The following is a 24,208-nucleotide window of genomic DNA, read 5'->3' as shown; positions in this document are numbered from 1 at the left end:
ATGACCGCTCTCTACTTTAGAGGGCGGCTTCTTTTTAATTGAATGAGATAAGAAAGAAAAGAAACAATAGAAAGAAGGAGACGGTGTACATGGATAGGCATTATTTTGTCGCAATTACGTTACCAAATCATATAAAAGAAGTGCTGTCTAACTATAAAGAGGATACGAATGAGGAATTACCATTTCGCTCGTGGGTACATAAGGAAGATTATCATATTACCCTTTCCTTTTTAGGAGGTGCGACAGAAGAACAGTTAAAAGGGATAAAGAATGGATTACAAACACTTACAAAAACAAAAGAACTATCGTTCACGTTACAAGGTTTTTCAACGTTTGGTAGAGAAGATCAGCCCCGTATTTTTGGGGCGAAGGTAAGTGAGAATCACGGTTTGTTTCAGTTGCAAAAGCAAGTACATGTCATTTGTGAAGAAAATGGATTTTCTCTAGAAACACGCCCGTATCATCCGCATATTACTGTTGCTCGTAAATGGATAGGAGAAGAAAAGTTTCATTTAGAAAGTATAAAAGAAGTACCTGAAATATCATTTCAAGCAGATACAATTACTTTATACGAATCCCACGTGAAAGAAACCCCGAAGTATAAATCGATTGCTGAAATAAAATTACAAAAATAGAATGGTGAAAACGTTTTTTATGCAGGTGAATATACTATAGAGAAGAATGGAGTTACTGTATAGAGTCTTGTTGATAAGAAAAGCCTTATCATTTGCAGCTCATTTTATCTCGCTCATTAAAGTTTCACTTTATTTTAACTTTGAGAATGATGGTGATTTTTTTATGTTGAAAGTAAAACGTCCATTTGATGCCTATTTAGATGAAATGAATAAAATTACAATTTTGCTCCCACATGCGTATGGAACAAGTCGGACATTTCGTTTGCAAGAAGGAAGTAATGTGAAAGATTTACCGATTGCTCATACGATTGCGCTTCCAGATGCAACGAAGTATGAGTGCTTTATAGAAGAGCCGCTAGATGTGGGAAAGTATTATACAGTACGAGATGAACGGAATGAAGAAACGGATTTACAAATAGGTGCTGTTATTCGAACAACAATTTTCGATGAAAAGTATTATTACGAAGGTACAGATTTAGGTGCTGTGTATCAAAAAGAAGAAACGACATTTAAAGTATGGGCCCCGACTGCAAGGCTTGCGAAAGTAAGAATTTATAAGAGCGATAAAGAATATGCCGATCATGAAATGTACAGGGGAGAAAACGGAGTTTGGATTCAAACATTACAAGGTGATTTAGACGGAGCACGCTATACATTTCTCGTTTGTATTAATTTAATATGGAACGAAGCTGTAGATCCTTATGCAAAGTCGGTGACGGTAAACGGAAAACACGGTGTTGTTATCGATTTAGAAAAAACGAATGTAACAAGAAGAGAAGGATTACCACCATTACAATCAATGACAGATGCCATATTGTATGAACTGCATATTCGTGATGCGACTATACATCCAAATAGTGGAGTGATTCAAAAGGGAACATATAAAGGATTGATGGAAGAGGGAACAACAGGACGGAATGGGACTTTAACAGGGTTGTCTCATATAAAAGATTTAGGTGTTACACATGTTGAACTATTACCGTTATATTGTTTCGGTGGTGTAGATGAGGCGAATCCTTCGTCTGCCTATAATTGGGGCTATAATCCATTATATTACAATGCACCAACAGGATTTTATGCTACAAATCCCTCTGATCCGTATAACAGGATAGTAGAGTGTAAACAGTTGATTGAGACATTTCATGAGCATGGCATTAGGGTAATTATAGATGTTGTATATAATCATGTTTATGAAAGAGAGCTATCATCATTTGAAAAGCTTGTTCCAGGATACTATTTTCGTCATGGTGAAGATGGTATGCCTTCTAATGGGACGGGAGTCGGAAATGATATAGCATCTGAACGGAAAATGATGAGGAAATTCATTGTAGAGTCTATTTTATATTGGCTTACTGAATATAATGTCGATGGATTCCGATTCGACTTAATGGGAATTTTAGATGTTGATACAATGAATATGATAGAAAAAGAAGTGCGAAACATAAAACGAGATGCTTTGTTATTAGGAGAAGGATGGGATTTACAAACACCGCTTCCTCGTGAGGAAAAAGCAACGTTAAATAATGCGAAGAAAATGCCACATATGGCACAGTTTAATGATCAATTTCGTGATGGGATAAAAGGGAGTACATTTCATATAAATAAGCGTGGTTTTGCATTTGGTGGGCATGTAGACTGTAATCATTTGCAGTATATTGCAGCAGGAAGTCTTTTAAGTATGAAAGAAACAGGGCTGTTTCTAGAGCCGGCGCAAAGCATTAACTATGTAGAATGTCATGATAATATGACGATGTGGGATAAACTAGTGCGCAGTAATGAAGAATCAGAAGCGATTTTGAAAAAACGTCACCTGCTAGCGAGCGCAATGGTTATTCTTTCACAAGGTATTCCTTTCTTACATGCAGGACAAGAGTTTTATCGTACGAAGAAAGGAAATGAAAATAGCTATAATGCAAATGATGAGATCAATCAATTAGATTGGGATCAAAAAGAGAAAGAAATAGAGACCGTTAAATATATAAAAGGTTTAATTGCGATTCGTAAAGAGCATGGGGCATTCCGATTACAAAACGCAGACCTTATAAAAAAACATATGACTTTTTTACAAACATCTACAGAAGTACTTGCATATCACCTAGTGCATGCAGAATCGTTTGGGCCGTGGAAAGAGATTGTCGTTTTATTTAATAGCGGTTTAGAAGCTAAAACTGTGCAACTTCCGAAAGAAGAAACGTGGCATGTGATAGTAGACGAAAAGCAAGCGAAAATAGAGCCAATTTCTTCATTTAGAGGAAAGGAACTTAGGCTCGCTCCAATTAGCACGTATATATTGACGATAATGTGACAAATCGCTACTTGACGATGAGAATGTAATAAATGTAGAATTGACAAAGGTGACGATTTTGATAAGTTGTCATTCTATGACAGGTTTTGTAAAATAAAATAGAGAATTTTTGGCTGAGGCTAATTTTTCTTTTCATTTACAGTAAAATATATGAATCCACAACATGTGTAGAAATGTTGCGGTTTTTCTTTTCATAACTATAAAAGATAAGGATTTGTTAACGGGTAATGAATATGGAATGGTTGGAACAATTATTAGGAAAAGAGTGGAGTCTTGTACCGGCTGGTGGAGTAACGGGCGATGCATATATTGCGCAAAACGGACAACAGAAGTTATTTTTAAAGCGGAATACATCGCCCTTTTTAGCGGTATTGTCAGCAGAAGGAATTGTTCCAAAATTACTTTGGACAAGAAGGGTAACGAACGGTGATGTAATTTCTGCTCAAAAATGGCTTCCGGGACAGAAGTTAGAGCCAGAGGATATGAAACTAGAACGTGTTGCGAAACTTTTGAAGAAAATTCACTCCTCTAAAGCGCTTGTACAGATGATTCAAAGACTTGGGAAGCAACCGCTTCACGCACAAGAGTTATTACAACAACTGCAACTCGTTTTAAGAGGAGATATAAGGGATGATGAAACAATTCAGCAAGGCCTTCAATATTTAATGGATTCATTAAAAGCTATTGAATACAATGAATTCGTTGTATGCCATTGTGATGTAAACCATAACAACTGGATATTGTCGGATGAAGATGAGTTGTTTTTAATTGATTGGGATGGAGCTGTAATTGCTGACCCAGCTCTAGACCTTGGTATGTTATTATATTGGTACATTCCGCGCCAGGAGTGGAGTGAGTGGCTCGGTTTTTATGATATTGAAATGGATGAATCGCTGCTTAGGCGCATGAGATGGTATGTGATAGCACAAACGATTTTGTCTATTCAATGGCATACAACAAAAAAACAGCAAGCAGAAGCTGAATATTGGCATCAATATTTACAGCAACTACTTGCTTCAGAATAATACTTAAGAAAAATTGTCCATTCCAGCAATCCACTGAGTAAGTTGTTCTTGATTATTGGAAATATGGTTGTCCAAATTAGAGGAAGATTTACCCGATTGACTATAAGAATATACATCGTTTAGCATTGTTTTAGCGTCACTACTTATATTATCGTTTGCGAGTAACGATTGAATGAGGCGCTCTAATTGCTCGCATTCTGAAACTGTCCCGCAGCAATCACTTTGGTGGTTGACTAAAATATCTTTCAGCACTTCTAATTGATGTTGTTGATTAATTGGCATGAACGGATCATCCTTTCGATTGTTTTTCTCTTCAAATGTAAGAGAAAAAGCTGTTTCGTCATGGAATGTTTAATGCTGTATGTAGTTTTTATCAAAATGGTACATCTTATACTTGAAAGAAACGGACCGAGTGCTCGTACGTACTTGGTTTTTTGTTTGGTAGATTGATTAAAAAAAGAAAGAAGGAATTATTCCTTTAAAATAGTTTTGTAAAGAGAGGGAGACATCTATGCGTTTAAGACATAAACCATATGCAATGGATCGAATTAACGAGTATTCACATATCGTAATCGGAAACCCAGAGGAGCGCGCTGGTAACTGGAAAGAAGTATTTGGAAATGAACAACCAATTCATATTGAAGTAGGTACAGGTCGTGGCCGCTTTATGTATGATATGGCAAAAGCGAATCCACATATTAATTATATTGGAATTGAAAAATTCACAAGTGTTGTTGTAGATGCACTTGATAAATTAATTGAAGAAGAAGTGCCGAACTTAAAGTTAATTAATAAAGATGCTGAAGATTTAACAGTTTTCTTTGCAAAAGGTGAGATTGATCGCGTTTATTTAAACTTCTCAGATCCATGGCCAAAGAAGCGTCATACGAAGCGTCGTTTAACGTATAAAACGTTTTTACGCAATTATGAAGAAGTGTTAGTAGAAGGCGGAGAAATTCATTTCAAAACAGATAACCAAGGTTTATTTGAATATTCTCTTATGAGTATGGCTGAGTATGGTATGTTACTAACTTACTTAAGCTTAGATCTTCATAACAGCGACTTTGAAGGTAACATCATGACTGAATACGAAGAGAAATTCTCTAGTAAAGGTCATCGTATTTACCGAGTTGAAGCAAAATATCGTACAGAGCCTATGCAGTAATGCATAGGTTTTTTTATATCTAAAATAATCAGAATTTTATGTTAAAATTAATTGAAAGGGGGATGTGTAATGGAACAGTTACGAATTGGAGATATAAAAGTAACGTGGTTAAAAGGCGGAAATACACATTTAGATGGAGGGGCAATGTTTGGTGTTGTGCCGAAAGTACTTTGGTCACGTAAATATAAACATAATGACACAAATCATATTTACTTACGAACAGATCCGTTACTTTTACAAACGAAAGATGGAAATATGCTCATTGATTCAGGAATAGGAAACGGTAAGTTGGATGAGAAGATGAAACGAAATCAAGGTGTAACAGAAGAATCATCGGTTTATGAATCGTTAGAAAAACAGGGATTAAAGCCTGAAGATATTCAATATGTTTTAATGACACACCTTCATTTTGATCATGCATCTGGCCTAACAAAATGGGATGGGGATCACCTTGTACCAGCGTTTCCAAATGCGAAAGTTTACGTAAGTGAAACAGAGTGGAATGAAATGAGGAACCCAAATATTAGATCCCGTAATACATATTGGAAGGAAAATTGGGAACCGATTGTAGATCAAGTTGTTACGTTTCAGCAAGAAATAGAAATTACAGATGAAATCAAGATGGCACATACGGGTGGGCATAGTGATGGACATGCAGTCATCATTTTGGAGAGTCAAGGGGAAACGATGCTACATTTAGCAGATCTGTTGCCGACGCACGCGCATCAAAATGTATTATGGGTAATGGCATACGATGATTATCCGATGACCTCGATTGAAAATAAACAAAAATGGATGAAGTATGGTGCTGAAAAAGAGGCATGGTTTACGTTTTACCATGACGCATATTATCGCGCTGTGAAGTGGAATGAGGAAGGTCATATCGTAGAAAAAATAGAACGGAAAACGAGTATAGAAGCATAAAAATAGGAGGTTGCTCCAGAATATCTGTTAGAGCAGCCTCCTATTTAGATATGCTATATAAATAATGAAGCATATCTCCATTATAATATTTAGTCGTGAATTCTTTTTCTTTAATCATACCAAGCTTCTTAGCAACTTTTTGTGAAGCAATATTGTCATGTTTAATAATTGAATAGACTTTTGATAGTCCTAATTCATTAAAAGCATATTTTTTAATGCCTTTAGTAATTTCACTTGCGTAACCTTTGTACCAAAATTCTTTTTTTAGCAAATATCCAATTTCTATGACCTGTTCAACATCAGTATCCTGCATGCTTAAACCGGCGTTTCCTATAAACTCATCAGTTTCTTTTAGATACATCCCCCATAAGCCAAAGCCAAAATCTTTATATCGTTTTATATTTCTATCTAACCAGGATTGAACATCAGCATCAGAAAAATTATGTTCATAAGCATACATTACATCTGGATCTTGCAACATCATTTTTAAATCATTAAAATCATCTTGTCTCATTGCCTTTAGGTATAAGTATTCGGTTTCTAATATCATCTATCATCGAAACTCCTTTTATTTCTTTTGCAATAAAAAAATAAGAGGTTCACCTAATGGGAACCCTCCTTTTTATGCTGCTATAACCTCTAAAACAGTACCTGTTTTAGCATCAACTAAAAATTCAAATCGTTCTTGTATATCATCTAACATTGTTGTAAGACCGCCGCGATAAACTTCATATGCGACATCATATTTTTCAAATGTCTCTGGAACCATATGTACCCAAGAGCCAGTAATTTCACCTTTATGACTTAATGCTTGTTTCACCATTTTCAATGCTTTTTCTGAAGAAATATGGGATTGTTCTTGTACTTTGTTTGCAACGAGATAACCAGCTGCGAACCCAACGCCAAGACCTGCTACTAAACCTTTCCAGCTCATATATTCACCTCAATTCTATAAAATAAAAATAGTGTACCAATAATAATTATAAAGCAAATACAGCTAAAAAAGAAGAAACTAGAAACATTTCGAAAATTTCGTTACAATAAAAGAGGTATTCTACTAAGGTTTGAAAGAAGGGGACTTCGTGAATAAAGAGACATTACAATTATTTCGTACGTTAACAGAATTACAAGGTGCATCAGGTTTTGAACATGATGTACGCCGTTTTATGAAACAAGAATTAAGCAAATATGCGGATGAAATTGTACAAGACGGTTTAGGTAGCGTATTTGGTCTGAAAAAAGGGGACGAAACTGGCCCGCGTGTTCTTGTAGCAGGTCATATGGATGAAGTAGGTTTCATGGTTACGCAAATTACGAAAAACGGAATGCTTCGTTTTCAAACGTTAGGCGGCTGGTGGAGCCAAGTTTTATTAGCACAGCGTGTACAAGTTATGACGAAGAATGGTCCTGTTATTGGGGTTGTTGGTTCTATTCCTCCTCATTTATTAAGTGACGCGCAACGTGCAAAACCGATGGATATAAAAAATATGTTAATTGATATAGGTGCAGATAGCTATGAAGATGCGATTGAAATTGGTGTAAAACCAGGACAACAAATCGTGCCAATCTGCCCATTCACACCGATGGCAAATGAGAAGAAAATTATGGCGAAAGCTTGGGACAACCGTTACGGATGTGGCCTTGCAATCGAATTGTTAAAAGAATTAAAAGATGAAACATTACCAAATACATTATATTCTGGTGCTACTGTACAAGAAGAAGTAGGCCTCCGCGGAGCGCAAACAGCTGCAAATATGATTCAACCAGACATTTTCTATGCGCTTGATGCAAGTCCAGCAAACGATGCATCTGGTGACAAAACACAGTTCGGTCAATTAGGAAAAGGTGCTCTTCTTCGTATTTACGATCGCACGATGGTAACACATAGAGGAATGCGCGAATTCATTTTAGATACAGCAGAAACAAACAACATTCCGTACCAATACTTTATTTCACAAGGTGGTACAGATGCTGGCCGTGTACATACAAGTAACTCTGGTATCCCATCAGCAGTAATTGGTGTTTGTGCACGCTACATTCATACACACGCTTCAATTTTACATGTTGATGATTATGCAGCGGCGAAAGAATTAATTACGAAGCTTGTAAGAACAACAGATAAAACGACGTTAGAGACAATTAAGAATAACGCGTAGAGAAGAAGGGCGAAAAACCCTTCTTTTTTTAGGTTGAAGAGATGACCCATCCATGAGTGGGAGCGGTCAGTGCTTAATTGGTGTTCGAATGATGTATGAAGACCCCAAGTAGGAAGTGAGAGGAAGGCTGTTTTTGTTTTTGAAGACGGTAATGTTGCTAGAAAAAACCTTCTTTTTTAGGCTGAATAGATGACTTGGTGATATGTGGTAGTGGTTGATACTTAATTCGTATCTGATGCGGATATTAGAATAGAATGATGAATTTTTATAGAGGTGAACGAAATGAAGGTAGTAGTTGGATCGGAGAATAAAACGAAGGTTGGCGCTGTGGAGAAGGTTTGGAAAGATGCTGAAATTACATCTCTTTCTGTTCCTTCAGGAGTAGCAAATCAGCCGTTTTCAGATGAAGAGACGATGCAAGGAGCGATTAATAGAGCAAAGCGAGCGCTAGAGGAAGGAGGAGCTCAAATTGGTATTGGGCTAGAAGGCGGCGTAATGAAAACGGAGTACGGTTTATTTATGTGTAATTGGGGCGCGCTAGCAACAAGTGATGGTAAAATATTTGTTGCCGGCGGGGCACGTATTACGTTACCGGATGATTTTTTAGCACCTCTTGAAGAGGGCAAGGAGTTAAGTGAAGTGATGGAAGAGTTTGTACAGAGAAAAGATATTCGTAGTCACGAAGGTGCAATCGGTATTTTTACAGATGATTATGTTGATCGCACGGAATTATTTGTACACGTTGTTAAGTTACTTGTTGGGCAATATAAGTATGACAAAAAGCAAGCATAAACCTTGCACCATGCGTGATGTATGGTAGTATAAAAGAAAGATTATAACATGAAAACATGCACTCGTTAGAGGAGGAAATATAGATGAAGTCATTAGAAAGCATGGAGCAATTCCAACAATTAAAAAATGAAGAGAATGTAGTCTTTATGTTCTCAGCAGAATGGTGCCCAGACTGCCGTTTTGTAGACCCATTTATGCCAGAAGTAGAAGAGAAATATAGTGATTTCTCATTTTACTATGTAGATCGTGATGAGTTTATTGATCTATGTGTAAAATTAGACGTATTTGGCATTCCGAGCTTTGTAGCGTACAATAAGGGTGAAGAAACTGGTCGCTATGTAAACAAAGATCGTAAAACACAAGAACAAATCGAAGAGTTTATTGAAGGTTTAAAATAAGGCAATTTGCCAATTGAATTGTAAAACAACCTCTACCTTCGCGGGGGAGGTTATTTTTTTGGAAGGGAGGAAAAAGAGATGAAGATGACAAGTAAAAAGATGAAAGACGAGTTAATGAAGAAATTATCTCGCCCAGAATGGGACTTTCAGTATGATAGCGAGAAAGAAGTTCTACGTATTGAACAGAAAGACTCTAAAAAAGGTATTAACGTATCGCTTCCAGGAGTTGTGGCAAAATGGGAAGTGAATAAAGAAAAAGCAATTGAAGAGGTTGCTTATTATGTACAAGAAGCGCTAATTGCGATGCATAAAGAAGAAAATAGCGGAGCGAAAATTTTACCTGTTATTCGCTCTACTTCTTTCCCGAAACAAGCAGAAGAAGGAAATCCGTTTATTATGACGGATCATACGGCGGAAACACGTATTTACTATGCGTTAGATTCGAATAAAACGTATCGACTAATCGATGAGCGTCTGTTACAAAAATTAGAACTTACAGAACAGCAAGTACGTGAAATGGCATTATTCAATGCTCGTTCATTAGGTTATGAATTTAAACAAGACACAGTAGCGGGTAATACATTCTACTTTTTAAACACAAATGATGGATATGACGCGACGCGTATTTTAAACGAATCGTTACTACAATCGATGCGTGAAAAGATTTCTGGTGACATGGTTGTTGCTGTTCCTCACCAAGATGTATTAATTATTGCTGATATCGTTAACGAAATCGGTTATGATATTATTGCACAAATGACAATGAAATTTTTTGCCGAAGGGCATGTTCCGATTACATCACTTTCATTCGTATATGAAGATGGAGACTTTGAACCAATCTTTATTTTAGCGAAGAATCGGAAGAAGACAGATGGAAAAGAGAAAGGATGAACGAAGTGAACGTTTTTTACAACCTTGAAGGAATTGGTGACACTTTAATTGTTGCCTTACAAGATATTACTTTAGAGAACCGTACTTTTGATCGCAAAGGAGATGTTGCTCGCGTTTATGATCGTGAAAGCAACGTAACGGGAGGATTCAACATCTTTAATGCATCTTCTTATTTAGAAGTAACAGAAACAGGTAACCTTACATTAACGAAAGAGCTTGTTGAGAAAATCAACGAAATTTTAGCGAAGAACGGCTTTGAAGAAACAGTAGAAGCAGATCTTTCTCCGAAATTTGTTGTAGGTTATGTAGCTGAAAAAGAAAAGCATCCAAATGCTGATAAGTTAAACATCTGTAAAGTAGAAATCGGTACAGAAACATTACAAATCGTATGTGGCGCACCAAACGTTGATGCAGGACAAAAAGTTGTCGTTGCAAAAATCGGTGCTGTAATGCCAAGTGGTATGTTAATCAAACCAGCTGAGCTTCGCGGTGTTCCTTCTTCTGGAATGATCTGCTCTGCACGTGAATTAGAGCTTCCAGACGCTCCACAAGAAAAAGGTATTCTTGTATTAGAAGATAGTTTTGAAGTTGGACAAGAATTTAAATTTTAATTGATATAAGAAAAGAGAGGTTGTCCTTTTGGGCAGCCTCTCTTTTTTGTCATTTTTGTTGGTAAGTCGAAATTTCGTGTTGAATCGTTAATATATTGAGAGTTGTGATAGATATACTCAAAAAATCGTAAATATGATAAAGGTGTCACCTTTTGTCTTAAAATCTATATTGTATTTTATAAACAAACTAGTTAAAATTTAGAAAAATAGAAGGGGATAGACGTATGAAACAACAACCAAAAATCGCAGAACTTCTAAAACGAATTGAAACTTCAAAACAGCAAGATGTTGAGCTAGGTACTTATGAAATATATGTGTTTAGTGAAAGTGAATTAGAAAAAGGACAAATCGGTTACCGATATGATAAACATAAAAAGTCATTAATAAGTGAAGAAAACGGAAAGTGGCAAGAAGGATGGATTGTAATTGGATATGAAACGGATATGGGCGATCCAGTTTTCGTAAATATAGATGATGATGCTTATCCAGTTTATACTGCAGAACGTGGTACAGAAACATGGCAGCCAGTTTATATTGGAAATATGGATGAGATTATAGGGCAATTATAAGAAAAACTTTGAATCCGGTGCAAAGTGATGGGAGAGAAGTATGAAGTATATAAAAATAATGAGCATGATTGCATTCATTGGAATATATATGGCCGGTTGTTCACAAGAGCAGCCGAAAAAAGAAACTACATCTTCTATACAAGAGAAAAACAAAGATACCAAAGAAGACGCACCGGTAGAAAAGCAGCAAGAACAAGAAAAGAACGAAGAATCGCAAGTAGAACATAGGCAAGAGGAAGTATCAGCCGAGGAAAAGAAAGAAGAAACTACGCCAGTGCAGCCAATTGAGCAACCAGTGCAAAATAATGAACAAAAAGTAGAGAGTAATGAAAAGCAAGGAAAGTTTCTCGTCGTTATTGATCCAGGGCATCAACAAAAAGCGAATTTAAATTTAGAGCCGATTGGACCAGGGGCAACAACGCAAAAATATAAAGTGACAGACGGTACAACAGGTGTTGTGACGAAAAAGAGAGAGGCTGTACTTGTATTAGAAATGGCTTTTTTATTAAAAGAAAAGCTTGAAGAAAAAGGGATACAAGTGTTAATGACAAGAACGTCACAAGACGTTGATATAAGTAATAAAGAACGGGCGACATTCGCAAATAATCATAAGGCTAATTTATTTTTACGTCTTCATGCAGATGGTTCTGAAAATCCAAACCAAAGTGGATTTGCTGTATTGACGCCGGCAGAAGGAAGTCCGTATACGAAAGAGATTTATGCGGAAAGTCTTCAAATCTCTCAAACGATAGTAAATAAAATGAGAGAAAATCAGCAAGTGAAAGTAAATGGAATTAAATTTAGGGATGACCTTTCTGGATTCAATTGGTCCAAAGTACCTGGCGTACTATTAGAACTTGGGTTTATGTCAAACTATGAAGAAGACAAAAAATTATCTGACCCGCAGTATGTAAATTCTTTATTGCAAAGTGTAACGGATAGTGTAGATGCATATCGGAAGAGTAAAGCTTAAACGCAGTCTTACATGAAAGGCTGCGTTTTTCCATATGAAAACACTCGTAAATTAGAATATTGTGGATAAATATGACATGCTTAATTTTACCTGCACTTTTTGCCGAATGCTGATACAATAAAGGATGTTACTATTTAGTAGAAAGAGTGGTAAGCATGTTAGATTGGATGAAAAAGCTGTTTAACAAAGAGGAAGAACAAACAGCGATGAATAAAGAAGTACCAAAGCAAATTGAAAGTCAGCCGAAAATTCCTCGTGTAAACCACTACACTGAAGCAAGAGAAGCACAAATGGCAAGTAGGAATGCAGGTAAATGCCGTTTTCCTTTAGTACCGGATAATGGGTTCGATGAAGAGGATGAAAGCGAAGTAAATCGCTTTGAAGAACAACCTGTTCAAGGAGTAGCATATGAAGAACCGACTGCCCAAAGAGGAATAAAGGTGGAAAGAAGCAGACGACCGTATGTGGAAAAGGTTGTTTCTACATATGAAGAACCGGAAGTGCAATATGAACCGGTGCGGGAGTCTGTCGTTAAAAAGGCATCTGCACCTTCGCAAGAGAGTAACCGTAGACCATTTCGTCCAACAGAAATGATTTCGCCAATTTATGGATATAATCGTCCTTCAGTAGAGAAAAAGGTTGAAAAGCAGGAGGAAGTAAAAGAAAGAGAAGATCTTGAAATATCTGTAGAGGGAAAAGCAGTTGTTGATGCATGGTTAGAGAAAAAAGGATATAAATTATCTGATTTCTCAGAAGGGCAAGCAACGTCTTCTGCTCCAGGTGAAGTAGTTGAACAGAAAGGCCAACAGGGCAAAAAAGAAGAAAAATCAGTTGTTGATCAATGGCTAGAGAAAAACGGTTATGAAATTGAACGCCAAGTGCCTTTAGTAGAAGAAAAAGAAGTGATTAAAGAAATGAGTACACCGCAGGAAGTTTCAGCGGATGAATTACTCCATAAAACAGTAGCTGAGCAGATGGAAAGTGCTAAGCTAGAAAAAGATGTAGTGGTGTTAAACGAAAACAATCTACAAGAAGAATTAGTAGCTTCTAAAGTAGAGCACGAGGATACAATATTATCAGAAGAAATTAAACGTAATACAGAAATAAAACAACCTACTATTGAAGTAGAAAAGCAAGCTCCAGAAGAATCAGTGATTGTCAAAGCAGAAGAAAAACTTGAAGAAACAATCATTGTGGAAATACCAGAAGAGCTAGAAGAAGTGGAAGTAATTACAGAAACAGAAGAGCTAGAAGAAGTGGAAGTAATTGCAGAAACGGAAGAGTCAGAAGAAGTGGAAGTAATTGCAGAAGCAGAAGAGCTAGAAGAAGTAGAAGTAATTGCAGAAACGGAAGAGTCAGAAGAAATGGAAGTAATTACAGAAACAGAAGAGCTAGAAGAAGTAGAAGTAATTGCAGAAACAGAAGAATCAGAAGAAGTGGAAGTAATTGCAGAAGCAGAAGAGTCAGAAGAAGTAGAAGTAATTGCAGAAGCAGAAGAGTCAGAAGAAGTAGAAGTAATTACAGAAACAGAAGAGTCAGAAGAAGTAGAAGTAATTGTGGAAACGGAAGAGCTAGAAGAAGTGGAAGTAATTGCGGAAACAGAAGAATCAGAAGAAGTGGAAGTAATTGCAGAAACGGAAGAATCAGAAGAAGTGGAAGTAATTGCGGAAACAGAAGAGCTAGAAGAAGTAGAAGTAATTGCGGAAACAGAAGAGCTAGAAGAAGTAGAAGTAATTGCGGAAACGGAAGAGCTAGAAGAAGTGGAAGTAATTGCGGAAACAGAAGAGCTAGAAGAAGTAGAAGTGATCGCAGAAACAAAAGCGCCTGTAGTAGAGACATTTGTAGCACTTGAGGAAATTCAGCAAGAAGATGAAGTAATTGAACAAAACAGTGAATTCATACATGTAGCTGAGGCTGATGAACAGACAAAGAACGATGTTCAAAGCTTTGCGAATGTTTTAATTGCAGAAACAGAAGAAAATAAACGAGTTGAAGAAGAAGCACCGGTCGTAGAAGAGCAATCAGTTGAAGAAGAAGTGCCGGTCGTAGAAGAACAACCCGTTGTAAAAAAAGAAGAACCAAAACGTGAGAAAAAGCGTCATGTACCATTTAATGTTGTTATGTTGAAACAAGATAGAACACGATTAATGGAAAGACATGCAGCTAGAGCAAATGCAATGCAGCCTTCTGCTAATGTACGAGTAGAGAATAAGCCAGTACAACAAGAGGTAGCAGAACCACAAGTGGAAGAAAGCCCAGTGCAGCAAGTAGTGGCAGAACCACAAGTGGAAGAACGCCTAGAGCAACAGGTAGTAGTAGAACCACAAGTGGAAGAACAACCAATGCAGCAAGTAGTAGCAGAACCACAAGTGGAAGAACAACCAATGCAACAAGTAGTGGTAGAGCAAGTACAAAAGTCAATTTCAAGTACAGAACCAAAAGAGAAAGCATATGTTGTAAATCAAAGAGAGAACGATATGCGAAATGTATTGCACACCCCACCGACATATACTGTTCCGCCATTAGCGTTGTTGTCAATTCCACAGCAATCAGCGCTAGATAATACAGAATGGTTAGATGAGCAAAAAGAATTATTAGATACAACGTTTAATAATTTTCATGTTGGAGCACATGTTATTAATGTATCGCAAGGGCCAGCAGTAACTCGTTTTGAAGTGCAACCAGACCCAGGCGTGAAAGTAAATAAAATTACAAATTTAAGTGATGATATTAAGTTAAGTTTAGCTGCGAAAGATATTCGTATTGAAGCGCCGATTCCAGGGAAGAGTGCAATTGGAATTGAAGTTCCAAATAAAGAAAGTAAGCCAGTATTTCTTCGCGAGATTTTAAGAAGTCCTGTATTCACAAAGAGTGAATCACCGCTTACTGTTGCGCTTGGACTTGATATTTCAGGGGATCCAATTGTAACGGATATTCGAAAAATGCCGCACGGACTCATTGCGGGTGCAACGGGTTCAGGTAAAAGTGTGTGTATTAACGCGATTTTAACGAGTATTTTATATAAAGCGAAACCACATGAAGTGAAGTTAATGTTAATTGATCCGAAGATGGTTGAGCTTGCACCATACAATTCTGTTCCGCATCTTGTAGCACCTGTTATTACGGATGTAAAAGCAGCGACAGCTGCGTTAAAGTGGGCAGTTGATGAGATGGAGCGTCGTTATGAATTGTTTGCGCATGCTGGTGCTCGTGATTTAACTCGCTATAATACAATTGTAAGTGAGCGAGATATTCCAGGTGAGACATTACCTTATATCGTTATCGTTATTGATGAGTTAGCCGATTTAATGATGGTAGCACCAGGTGATGTTGAGGAAGCAATTTGTCGTATTGCGCAAAAAGCACGTGCTTGTGGTATTCATTTATTAGTTGCGACGCAGCGTCCATCTGTAGATGTTATTACAGGGTTAATTAAATCAAATATTCCAACGCGTATTGCGTTTACTGTATCATCTCAAGTTGATTCACGTACGATTATCGATATTGGGGGCGCGGAAAAATTACTTGGCCGTGGTGATATGTTATTTTTAGGGAACGGTACATCTAAGCCAGTTCGTGTACAAGGTGTATATGTATCGGATGATGAGATTGAAAAAACAGTTGATCATGTGAGAAAGCAAATGAAGCCGAATTACTTATTTAAGCAAGAGGATTTATTAGCGAAAACAGAACAGGCTGAGTCGGAAGATGAGCTGTTCTTTGATGCATGTCAATTTGTTGTAGAACAAGGGGGAGCGTCCACATCTTCTGTACAGCGAAAATTCCGTATTGGTTATAATCGCGCAGCACGTCTCATTGAAGAGATGGAATCGCAAGGGATTATTTCTGAAGCGAGAGGAACTAAGCCGAGAGATGTCCTTATTTCTGAGGATGAATTTGCTGCTATGCAGGAAACGAATGTATAGTCCACGGTTTTGCTGTATACTAATAGAAAATGTTGGATAGTAAAGTAGGGAGTAAAGCGACATGAAAGAAATTGAATTAAAATTAAAAGGTGAAATAAATCGACTAACAAATAAAACATTTAAATTTGACGAACGCGTTGGGGAAGGTTGGTTCTCCGCCGTTTACTTTTTAAAAACTAGAGAAATTATTGAAGAATTTCGCCCGAAAAGTGTTGTAACGATGCAATTTTTCCAAAAAGAAAATGCAGTTCTTTGCGGAACAGATGAAGTAATTGCATTGCTGCAAACATTCGCTAAAAATCCTGAGGAACTTGAAATTAACTCTTTAAAAGATGGCGATAAAATTAGTCCATTTGAAACAGTGTTAACAATTCATGGTCCTTATGAGAATTTCGGATTTTTAGAAGGTGTTATTGATGGGATTTTAGCTCGTCGTACATCGGTTGCAACAAACGTATATAATGTTGTCCAAGCTGCACGTAGTGTAGATAAAGAAAAACCAGTTATTTTCATGGGAGATCGTGACGATCATTATACACAACAAGCTGGTGACGGTTATGCAGCATACATCGGAGGTATGAGCGCACAAGCGACGCATGCAATGAATGAATGGTGGGGCAGAAGTGGTATGGGAACAATGCCTCACGCATTAATTCAAATGTTTAATGGTGATGTTGTAGAAGCGGCAAAAGCATATCATAAGAAATTCCCAGAAGATGAATTAGTTGTACTAATTGATTACAATAATGATGTTATTACAGATGCACTTCGTGTAGCGCGTGAGTTTGGATCAACATTAAAAGGTGTGCGTGTAGATACGTCTCGCACAATGATTGATCAATACTTTATTCGCCATCCAGAAGTACTTGGAACATTCGATCCACGTGGTGTAAACCCATCGCTCGTATTTGCACTTCGCAAGGCGCTTGATGAAGAAGGATTCCAGCATGTAGACATCGTTGTAACTGGTGGATTTGATGAAAAACGTATTCGTGAATTTGAAGCTCAAAAGGTACCTGTTGACATATACGGGGTAGGAAGTAGCTTGTTAAAAATGAATATTGGCTTTACTGGTGATAATGTAGAATTAAATGGGAAACCAGAAGCAAAAGCTGGTCGTAAATATCGTCCAAACCCACGTTTAGAGCGTGTTCAATTAGAAAAAAGAGAAGATATGTAAAAGAGAGAAAAACTGATAGGTGATTGACCCTATCAGTTTTTCTGTTATCATAGTATAGCGGCTTCTTTTTTGCTATAATGGACTTGTTATGGACATATAAAGAAGTACGTACGAGTTTATCCTGATAAGTGAAGGGAAAGAATAACTTCACTACATCAAAAATGTATGATGATTACCAAAATAAGAAAAGATTCATATACTGTCTTATAGATAGGCCGTTGTATTAGTTCGAAATGTTGGAGGTTCTTTAAGATGACAGTTTACCATTTTGTAGGAATTAAAGGAACAGGAATGAGTTCATTAGCGCAAATTCTTCATGATATGAAGCATACTGTTCAAGGGTCTGATTATGAAAAGCGTTTCTTTACACAAACAGCGTTGGAAAAGCGTAGTATCTCGATCCTTCCTTTTGATAAGAATAATGTAGAAGAAGGACAAGTGATTATTGCAGGAAATGCATTTCCTGATACGCATGAAGAAATCGTAGCAGCAAAAGAATTAAACATCCCAGTCCATCGTTACCATCACTTCTTAGGTGACCTGATGAGCCAATACACAAGTGTTGCTGTAACTGGTGCACACGGAAAAACATCAACAACAGGTTTGTTAGCCCATGTAATGCAAGGTGCACACCCGACATCTTACCTTATTGGAGATGGAACAGGGCATGGGGTAGAAAATAGTAAGTATTTTGTATTTGAAGCTTGTGAGTATCGTCGTCATTTCTTGTCTTACAATCCAGACTATGCAATTATGACGAATATTGATTTTGATCATCCAGATTATTTTGCAGACATCAATGATGTATTCAGTGCATTCCAAGAGATGGCATTGCAAGTGAAAAAAGGCATTATTGCATGTGGAGATGATGAAGAACTTCAAAAAATTCAAGCGAAAGTACCTGTTATTTTCTATGGATTTGGAGAAGATAATGATTTCCAAGCACGTAACATTCAAAAGAGAACAGATGGCACGATATTCGATGTATTCGTTCGTAATACGTACTATGACACGTTCAAAATTACAGGATACGGCAACCATAGCGTATTAAATGCATTAGCAGTAATCGCGCTTTGTCATTATGAAAACGTTGATGTAGAAGCAGTAAAACATCAATTAACAACTTTTGAAGGCGTAAAACGTCGCTTTAATGAAAAGCCGATGGGAGAGCAAGTAATCATCGATGACTACGCACACCATCCGACAGAGATTAATGCAACGATTGAAGCTGCTCGTCAAAAACATCCAGAGCGTGAAATTGTCGCTGTATTCCAGCCACATACATTCTCACGTACAGAAAAGTTCTTAGATGAGTTCGCAGAAAGCCTAAGCAAAGCTGACCAAGTATACTTATGTGATATTTTCGGATCAGCACGTGAAAACAAAGGTGAATTAACAATCGAAGATCTGCAAAAGCGTATTGACGGTGCAGAATTAATTACAGATACAACAACGGATGTATTAAAGAAACATAAAAACGGCGTTCTAATTTTCATGGGCGCAGGTGACATCCAAAAATTCGAAGCAGCTTACGTAAAAGAAGTTCAAGTTGCAGAGAAATAATAGAAAAGACGCATAGCGGTGGCTGTGCGTCTTTTTTTGTTGTGTTCGATATATTTTAAAAAGCGTTGATATGTTGGTATTGTTTATTCTTTTTGTAGAGCTGTTTTAATAAAACGATATATAGTGAACTAAAAAGTACATATCCAATTAAATAATAGAATGAAAACATATCGAATTGTTTTGTTATGATGATGCGAATCGCGAAAAATGCAAATGGAAGAGCGATTAAAAAGCTAGTACTAAAGGAAATCACTGTTTTAAAAAATTTTAATAAATGCGTATTCCAATGGGTTTCTCTACAGATGAACCAAATGTTACTTGCGATAAAGGCTAGTACAAATAGTAAATTAGCTGAAATGTTTATAAAACCAAGTGCGATAGGTACTGATAAAGCCCCAAGTGGAGCGATTGATAGACCTGTAAAATATTTAATAAATGTATTTGTAGATTGCTGTGCATTTTGAATAACATCTGTATATTCACCTGCAATTTCCTGTGCTAATTCTTTTGGAGGAAGAAATTCTTCAATGACTTGTGAAGGGATGATTTCTAATGGTATCTCTTCACTTTCTTTACTTAATGCATTTTCATATAAATCGGATTTAATTTCTAGCATATGTTGTTCTCTCGCTGATGTAGGTAAGTTCATTAAACCTTTGTGAAGGTCATCTAAGAAAGAAGCAATGAGTTCGTTTGAAAAGAATTGTTCCTTGTTCATTTTTTATCCTCTCCTTTAGCTAGTAACATTAGAGCATGATACACTGCATCATAATCATGTAAGCGACTATTTAAAATTTCTCTCCCTTCATCTGTAATTCGATAGTATTTTCTTTTTGGACCATCACCGGACTCTTCCCAATAGGAAATAGCCCAATTGTTTTTCGTGATTCGATTTAATATAGGGTAAATCGAACCGTTCGGGATATGAAACACAGGGATATCTTGTAAGGCACTTGTAATTTCGTATCCATACATAGGTTGTTTGCTTATTAAAGACAAAATAGCGAGATCAAAAACACCTTTACGTAATTGAATTATAAAATTATCATTTTTTTCCATACTTTAACTATATATGATTCGTATCTAGATATCAATCATATATAGTTGTTGTTCTGATATCAAACTGAAAAAAGTGTGAACATTTAACATTTTTTATCCATAAATGTTAGAATAATAAGAAAACTAAAAAGGGGACTAAAAAACATGTTCACACTCCGAGTAGATGACGAAATCGAACTACAATTACTAGAAAAACATCATAAAGAGGAATTATATCAATTATTAGATCAAAACCGTAATCATTTACGAAAATGGCTCCCTTGGGTAGATGGGACAAAATCTGCTGATGCTTATGATGAGATTTTTCCGATGTGGTTAAAGAAGTTTGCAGAGGGAGACGGTTTTGAAAGTGGTATACGTTACAAAGGAAAGCTCGTTGGGATGGTAGGTATTCATCCAGTGAGCTGGGGGAAGAAAGCCGCGAGTCTTGGGTATTACCTTGCAGAAGATGCTGGAGGAAAAGGCGTTATGACGCGTAGCGTGAAGGCTGTGCTTCAATATGCATTTGAGAATTTAAAATTAAATAAAATGGAAATCAGATGCGGTGTTGAAAATGCGAAAAGCCGCGCAATTCCAGAGCGTTTAGGGTTTAAGTTAGATGGTATTTTACGAGATGAAGAATGGTTATATGATCATTTCCATGATGTCGCTGTATATAGTTTATTAGCTTCAGAGTGGAAAGAAATTCGATGAACGAGAAAATTCGTATTGTTCCGTATGAAAGTACGTTTCAAGAGGAAGTAGTAGATCTTATCGTTCATATTCAGCAAAAAGAGTATAATGTTCCCATTACGAAAGAAGAGCAACCTGATTTACTTGAAATAGAAACATTCTATCAAAAGGATCACGGAAACTTTTGGGTAGCAATTTATGATGGGAAAGTAGTTGGAACAGTAGCTTTATTAGATATTGAGAATCTTCAAGTAGCGCTAAGAAAAATGTTCGTGAAGAAAGAGTTTCGCGGAAAAGAATGGGGCGCGTCACATATGTTGCTTCAAACAGCAATTTCATGGGCTGAGGATAAAAAATTGAAAGATATTTACTTAGGAACAACAGTAAAATTTTTAGCGGCACATCGTTTTTATGAAAAGAATGGTTTTCAAAGTGTGAGTATAGACGAGTTGCCGAAAAACTTTCCGGTGCTACAGGTAGATAAGAAATTTTATAGGTACATTGTGTAAAAGGTCATTTAGAAATGGCCTTTTTCTATGAACCAAAATGGAAATAGTGGTATAATTTGGATTAGGGGGTGTAGGTATGAACTTTCCAATTCAAAGAAGTAAGTCAGTAGTCATTTTCGTTTGCCTTACGTTAGTTTTTATGTTTATATATCCAATTGTCATGCTTTTCACTAATAAAGCGCATTGGATGTCAGCGTTGATTGGGATGGGTTTATGCTTCATTGTAAATGTACCACTCGTTTGGGAAGTATTTATTAAAAAACATAAAGTAGAAAATGGCGTATTAAAGTACGGTATTTTAAATGATGATATTGTATTAAAAGATGTGAGAATTATACGTCAGGTCGGAAAGTCTCTTGAAATTACGACGAATGCATATAAAGTACATATAATTGCGATGCCGCAAAATATGGATGAATTTTTGGCGCTTATAGAGAAAGAAAATCCACATGTGAAAATAGAAATGGTAGGAAAGAAATGAAATATGTAAAACCTTTGTTTAGAAATATTATTTGTGCTTGTTGGTTGCACTAGAGTATATATGAAATGGGATCTTCCTTTATATGTTCCGATATCAATCGGTACTATCGCAGTGGCACTTTTATATTATTTTCATTTTCAGCAAACAAAAAGTAAGAACAGTAGATCGATATAGGGTGAGGATAATAAAAAAACGCTCGGATATAATTCCGAGCGTTTTTTATTATTTTAAGTTCTCTGGGTTTAAAGCTTCTAATTCAGGTACAACGAAGCGTCCGTCTTTACGGATTAGTACGTCGTCGAAGTAAATTTCACCGCCGCCGTATTCAGGGCGTTGGATGCATACTAAGTCCCAATGGATGTTTGAGTTGTTACCATTCCATGCATCGTCGTAAGCTTGTCCAGGAGTGAAGTGGAAGCTGCCATCGATTTTTTCATCGAATAGGATGTCTCCCATTGGATGTAAGATGTATGGGTTTACGCCGATTGCGAATTCACCAACGTAGCGTGCGCCTTCGTCTGTATCGAAGATTTTATTAATGCGTTCTGAATCGTTTGCAGTTGCTTCAACGATTTGGCCGTTCTCGAACTTAAGTTGTACATTTTCAAATGTATAACCGTTGTAAGGAGATGGTGTGTTGTAAGAAACTGTACCGTTAACAGAGTCACGAACTGGTGCAGAGTATACTTCACCATCTGGAATGTTTAAATGACCTGAGCATTTAATTGCTGGAATGTCTTTAATAGAGAATGTTAAGTCGGTTCCAGGACCAGTTAAACGAACTTTATCTGTTTTATTCATTAATGTAACAAGGCTATCCATCGCCTTATCCATTTTACCGTAGTCTAAGTTACATACTTCAAAGTAGAAGTCTTCGAAAGCTTCTGTACTCATTTTAGCAAGCTGTGCCATAGAAGCATTTGGGTAGCGAAGAACAACCCAGCGTGTTTTTGGAACGCGAATGTCTCTATGAACTTTTTTGCCAACCGTTTGGCCATGAACTTTCATACGCTCACTTGGAACGTCAGCTTGTTCATTAATATTATCGCCAGAGCGAAGACCGATATAAGCGTCCATGTCTTTCATTACGCTTGCTTCATATGCAGCGATTTGTTCGAAATGTTCTTCAGTAGCACCCATTAATAAAGAGCGATCTACTTGATGATCTTTTAAAGAGACGAATGGGAAACCACCAGCTGCATATGCTTCTTTTACAAGTGCAGTTACAAGTTCTTTTTGTAAGCCAAAGTTTTCAATTAATACTTTTTCACCTTTTTGTAAGCGGATAGAGTAGTTAATTAAATTGTATGCTAACTTTTCAATACGTGGATCTTTCATATGTAAAGCCTCCCTACTAATTATGTATCCTCTCCTATTGTAACCTACTTAGTGGAATTTGTTGAATGATTTATGTTACAGTTAACGAATAAGTATGAAAATTCTAATGATGAGATAGGGATTAGAATGAAACGGAAAATGATTGTATAATAGGGGAAAGTATGAAAAAGATAAAGGAAGTGATGAAATGCAAGTTCTTTTATATGTAAGTGCGGCTATTATCGCGGTTGCTTTCGCAGTATTAGTAGTGTATGTATGCAGAACGTTGTTATCGGTTCAGAAGACGTTAGAAAACGTTGCAAGCACGTTAGAAGGTTTAGAAAAACAAATGCAAGGAATTAGCGTAGAGACAGAGCAATTATTACATAAAACGAATGCGTTAGCTGATGATATTCAACAGAAGTCACAGTCATTAAATAAAGTGGTAGCGGGTGTAGATGGGATTGGAACGACAATCCAATCTTTAAATACGAAGCTTCGTAATGTATCAGACTCTGTAACGGACGAAATTGAAAATAACGCTGATAAAGTAGCGCAAGTTGTACAGTGGAGCAGTGCGGCGATTGAAGTATACAATCATTACCGTGCGTCGAGACAAGAGAAGAAGGTTGAAAAAGAAGAGCGTAAATTAGAAAGAATTGAGAAAAACGCTGAAAAGAAAGAGAAGCGCTCTAGATTTCGTATGAGAGGTGAATCGTGATGAATATGACAAAGCTTGAAAGAATTGAAGAGCTTGAAGTCTTAGTAGAAAAGAATGAGCCGTATGTTCTTTTTAAACATAGTACGACATGCCCGATTAGTCACGGTGCATACACAGAATTTCAAGCGTATTGCAGTGAAGAAAGAGAAGTGCCAGCGTATTACTTATACGTACAAGATGCAAGAGATGTGTCAAATCGTGTTGCAGAACAATACAGTATTAGACATGAATCACCGCAAGTGCTATACATAAAAGATGGGATGGTAGTATGGAATACATCTCATTGGAATATTAAAAAAGATGCTTTAGAAGAAAATATAAAGTAAAAAGAAGCAA

Annotated in this window: 26 protein-coding genes; 20 read left to right on the top strand and 6 right to left on the bottom strand. The window is 36.8% G+C overall.

The features are described from left to right. Positions 1-89: 89 nt before the first annotated feature. The 3 genes from thpR (at position 90) to N2V79_RS23070 (ending at position 3,965) form a co-directional block, all read left to right on the top strand. Positions 90-635 (top strand): RNA 2',3'-cyclic phosphodiesterase, encoded by a 546-nt coding sequence (thpR, locus tag N2V79_RS23080; protein WP_340720243.1) that lies wholly within the window; start codon positions 90-92, stop codon positions 633-635. A gap of 163 nt (positions 636-798) precedes the next feature. Further along, positions 799-2,940: a type I pullulanase gene (pulA, locus tag N2V79_RS23075; RefSeq protein WP_340720242.1), complete on the top strand. Its 2,142-nt coding sequence runs from the start codon at positions 799-801 to the stop codon at positions 2,938-2,940. Positions 2,941-3,167: 227 nt separating this feature from the next. Further along, positions 3,168-3,965 (top strand): phosphotransferase family protein, encoded by a 798-nt coding sequence (locus N2V79_RS23070; RefSeq protein ID WP_002094168.1) that lies wholly within the window; start codon positions 3,168-3,170, stop codon positions 3,963-3,965. Positions 3,966-3,968: 3 nt separating this feature from the next. Here the strand turns inward: N2V79_RS23070 and N2V79_RS23065 are convergent, their stop codons facing one another. Further along, a complete protein-coding gene (locus N2V79_RS23065; protein WP_001122235.1) occupies positions 3,969-4,247 on the bottom strand; it encodes a YtzH-like family protein in 279 nt (92 codons plus the stop codon). A 229-nt stretch (positions 4,248-4,476) separates the two neighbouring features. On the opposite strand from N2V79_RS23065, the gene trmB reads away from it, so the two are divergent. Next, positions 4,477-5,130: a tRNA (guanosine(46)-N7)-methyltransferase TrmB gene (gene trmB / locus N2V79_RS23060; protein WP_001239383.1), complete on the top strand. Its 654-nt coding sequence runs from the start codon at positions 4,477-4,479 to the stop codon at positions 5,128-5,130. Between the two features lie 69 nt (positions 5,131-5,199). Continuing rightward, on the top strand, positions 5,200-6,054 hold the full coding sequence (locus N2V79_RS23055) for a YtnP family quorum-quenching lactonase (protein WP_088023157.1): 855 nt from the start codon (positions 5,200-5,202) through the stop codon (positions 6,052-6,054). Positions 6,055-6,094: 40 nt separating this feature from the next. On the opposite strand, the gene N2V79_RS23050 is transcribed toward N2V79_RS23055, so the two are convergent. Continuing rightward, complete coding sequence (locus N2V79_RS23050) at positions 6,095-6,604, bottom strand: GNAT family N-acetyltransferase (RefSeq protein WP_053563534.1); 510 nt, start codon at positions 6,602-6,604, stop codon at positions 6,095-6,097. Positions 6,605-6,676: 72 nt separating this feature from the next. Next, positions 6,677-6,988, bottom strand: coding sequence for a PepSY domain-containing protein (locus N2V79_RS23045; RefSeq protein ID WP_000118541.1), 312 nt, complete (start codon positions 6,986-6,988; stop codon positions 6,677-6,679). A gap of 148 nt (positions 6,989-7,136) precedes the next feature. Between N2V79_RS23045 and N2V79_RS23040 the strand changes: the two genes are divergently transcribed. The 10 genes from N2V79_RS23040 (at position 7,137) to murC (ending at position 19,113) form a co-directional block, all read left to right on the top strand. Next, positions 7,137-8,210 (top strand): M42 family metallopeptidase, encoded by a 1,074-nt coding sequence (locus N2V79_RS23040; protein ID WP_001031517.1) that lies wholly within the window; start codon positions 7,137-7,139, stop codon positions 8,208-8,210. Between the two features lie 282 nt (positions 8,211-8,492). Beyond that, a complete protein-coding gene (locus tag N2V79_RS23035) occupies positions 8,493-9,002 on the top strand; it encodes a DUF84 family protein (protein ID WP_340720241.1) in 510 nt (169 codons plus the stop codon). 83 nt (positions 9,003-9,085) lie between these two features. Beyond that, on the top strand, positions 9,086-9,400 hold the full coding sequence (locus N2V79_RS23030; protein WP_000838193.1) for a thioredoxin family protein: 315 nt from the start codon (positions 9,086-9,088) through the stop codon (positions 9,398-9,400). Positions 9,401-9,478: 78 nt separating this feature from the next. Next, a complete protein-coding gene (locus N2V79_RS23025; protein ID WP_000784605.1) occupies positions 9,479-10,291 on the top strand; it encodes a DUF1444 domain-containing protein in 813 nt (270 codons plus the stop codon). Next, on the top strand, positions 10,288-10,902 hold the full coding sequence (gene ytpR / locus N2V79_RS23020; RefSeq protein ID WP_001006777.1) for a YtpR family tRNA-binding protein: 615 nt from the start codon (positions 10,288-10,290) through the stop codon (positions 10,900-10,902). The genes N2V79_RS23025 and ytpR overlap by 4 nt, the downstream gene beginning before the upstream one ends. Before the next feature lie 224 nt (positions 10,903-11,126). Then, positions 11,127-11,471 carry a hypothetical protein gene (locus N2V79_RS23015; RefSeq protein ID WP_053563535.1) on the top strand — a complete coding sequence of 115 codons (345 nt, stop codon included), beginning with the start codon at positions 11,127-11,129 and terminating at the stop codon, positions 11,469-11,471. Between the two features lie 40 nt (positions 11,472-11,511). After that, positions 11,512-12,444 (top strand): N-acetylmuramoyl-L-alanine amidase, encoded by a 933-nt coding sequence (locus N2V79_RS23010; protein WP_053563536.1) that lies wholly within the window; start codon positions 11,512-11,514, stop codon positions 12,442-12,444. A 155-nt stretch (positions 12,445-12,599) separates the two neighbouring features. Continuing rightward, a complete protein-coding gene (locus tag N2V79_RS23005) occupies positions 12,600-16,370 on the top strand; it encodes a DNA translocase FtsK (RefSeq protein WP_340720240.1) in 3,771 nt (1,256 codons plus the stop codon). A 61-nt stretch (positions 16,371-16,431) separates the two neighbouring features. After that, a complete protein-coding gene (locus N2V79_RS23000) occupies positions 16,432-17,550 on the top strand; it encodes a nicotinate phosphoribosyltransferase (protein ID WP_000658372.1) in 1,119 nt (372 codons plus the stop codon). A gap of 252 nt (positions 17,551-17,802) precedes the next feature. Further along, on the top strand, positions 17,803-19,113 hold the full coding sequence (murC, locus tag N2V79_RS22995; protein WP_000219468.1) for a UDP-N-acetylmuramate--L-alanine ligase: 1,311 nt from the start codon (positions 17,803-17,805) through the stop codon (positions 19,111-19,113). 55 nt (positions 19,114-19,168) lie between these two features. Here murC and N2V79_RS22990 read toward each other — a convergent pair whose 3' ends face one another. After that, positions 19,169-19,831 (bottom strand): HAAS signaling domain-containing protein, encoded by a 663-nt coding sequence (locus N2V79_RS22990; protein ID WP_340720239.1) that lies wholly within the window; start codon positions 19,829-19,831, stop codon positions 19,169-19,171. Then, positions 19,828-20,172 (bottom strand): PadR family transcriptional regulator, encoded by a 345-nt coding sequence (locus N2V79_RS22985; RefSeq protein ID WP_043935380.1) that lies wholly within the window; start codon positions 20,170-20,172, stop codon positions 19,828-19,830. The genes N2V79_RS22990 and N2V79_RS22985 overlap by 4 nt, the downstream gene beginning before the upstream one ends. A 144-nt stretch (positions 20,173-20,316) precedes the next feature. Here N2V79_RS22985 and N2V79_RS22980 point away from each other — a divergent pair, with 144 nt between their 5' ends. The 3 genes from N2V79_RS22980 to N2V79_RS22970 all read left to right on the top strand — a co-directional run bounded on the left by N2V79_RS22980 (position 20,317) and on the right by N2V79_RS22970 (position 21,834). After that, positions 20,317-20,865: a GNAT family N-acetyltransferase gene (locus N2V79_RS22980; RefSeq protein WP_340720238.1), complete on the top strand. Its 549-nt coding sequence runs from the start codon at positions 20,317-20,319 to the stop codon at positions 20,863-20,865. Beyond that, on the top strand, positions 20,862-21,353 hold the full coding sequence (locus N2V79_RS22975; protein ID WP_340720237.1) for a GNAT family N-acetyltransferase: 492 nt from the start codon (positions 20,862-20,864) through the stop codon (positions 21,351-21,353). Before N2V79_RS22980 ends, N2V79_RS22975 begins: the two co-directional genes overlap by 4 nt. Before the next feature lie 76 nt (positions 21,354-21,429). Then, complete coding sequence (locus N2V79_RS22970) at positions 21,430-21,834, top strand: PH domain-containing protein (protein ID WP_340720236.1); 405 nt, start codon at positions 21,430-21,432, stop codon at positions 21,832-21,834. Between the two features lie 222 nt (positions 21,835-22,056). On the opposite strand, the gene N2V79_RS22965 is transcribed toward N2V79_RS22970, so the two are convergent. After that, positions 22,057-23,172: an aminopeptidase gene (locus N2V79_RS22965; protein ID WP_000654729.1), complete on the bottom strand. Its 1,116-nt coding sequence runs from the start codon at positions 23,170-23,172 to the stop codon at positions 22,057-22,059. A gap of 187 nt (positions 23,173-23,359) precedes the next feature. Between N2V79_RS22965 and N2V79_RS22960 the strand changes: the two genes are divergently transcribed. Together N2V79_RS22960 and ytxJ are read left to right on the top strand one after the other, a co-directional pair. Beyond that, on the top strand, positions 23,360-23,872 hold the full coding sequence (locus tag N2V79_RS22960; RefSeq protein ID WP_001197721.1) for a DUF948 domain-containing protein: 513 nt from the start codon (positions 23,360-23,362) through the stop codon (positions 23,870-23,872). Continuing rightward, the gene (gene ytxJ / locus N2V79_RS22955; RefSeq protein ID WP_340720235.1) at positions 23,872-24,198 is read left to right on the top strand and encodes a bacillithiol system redox-active protein YtxJ; all 327 of its coding nucleotides are present in this window, start codon (positions 23,872-23,874) and stop codon (positions 24,196-24,198) included. The genes N2V79_RS22960 and ytxJ overlap by 1 nt, the downstream gene beginning before the upstream one ends. Positions 24,199-24,208: the final 10 nt, after the last annotated feature.

The sequence above is a fragment of the Bacillus sp. CH_70 genome (genome assembly GCF_038007045.1).
Classification (GTDB): Bacteria; Bacillota; Bacilli; order Bacillales; family Bacillaceae_G; genus Bacillus_A; species Bacillus_A cereus.
The sequence above is the reverse complement of the archived record's forward strand: the minus strand, read 5'-3'. Positions and strand labels throughout refer to the sequence as shown.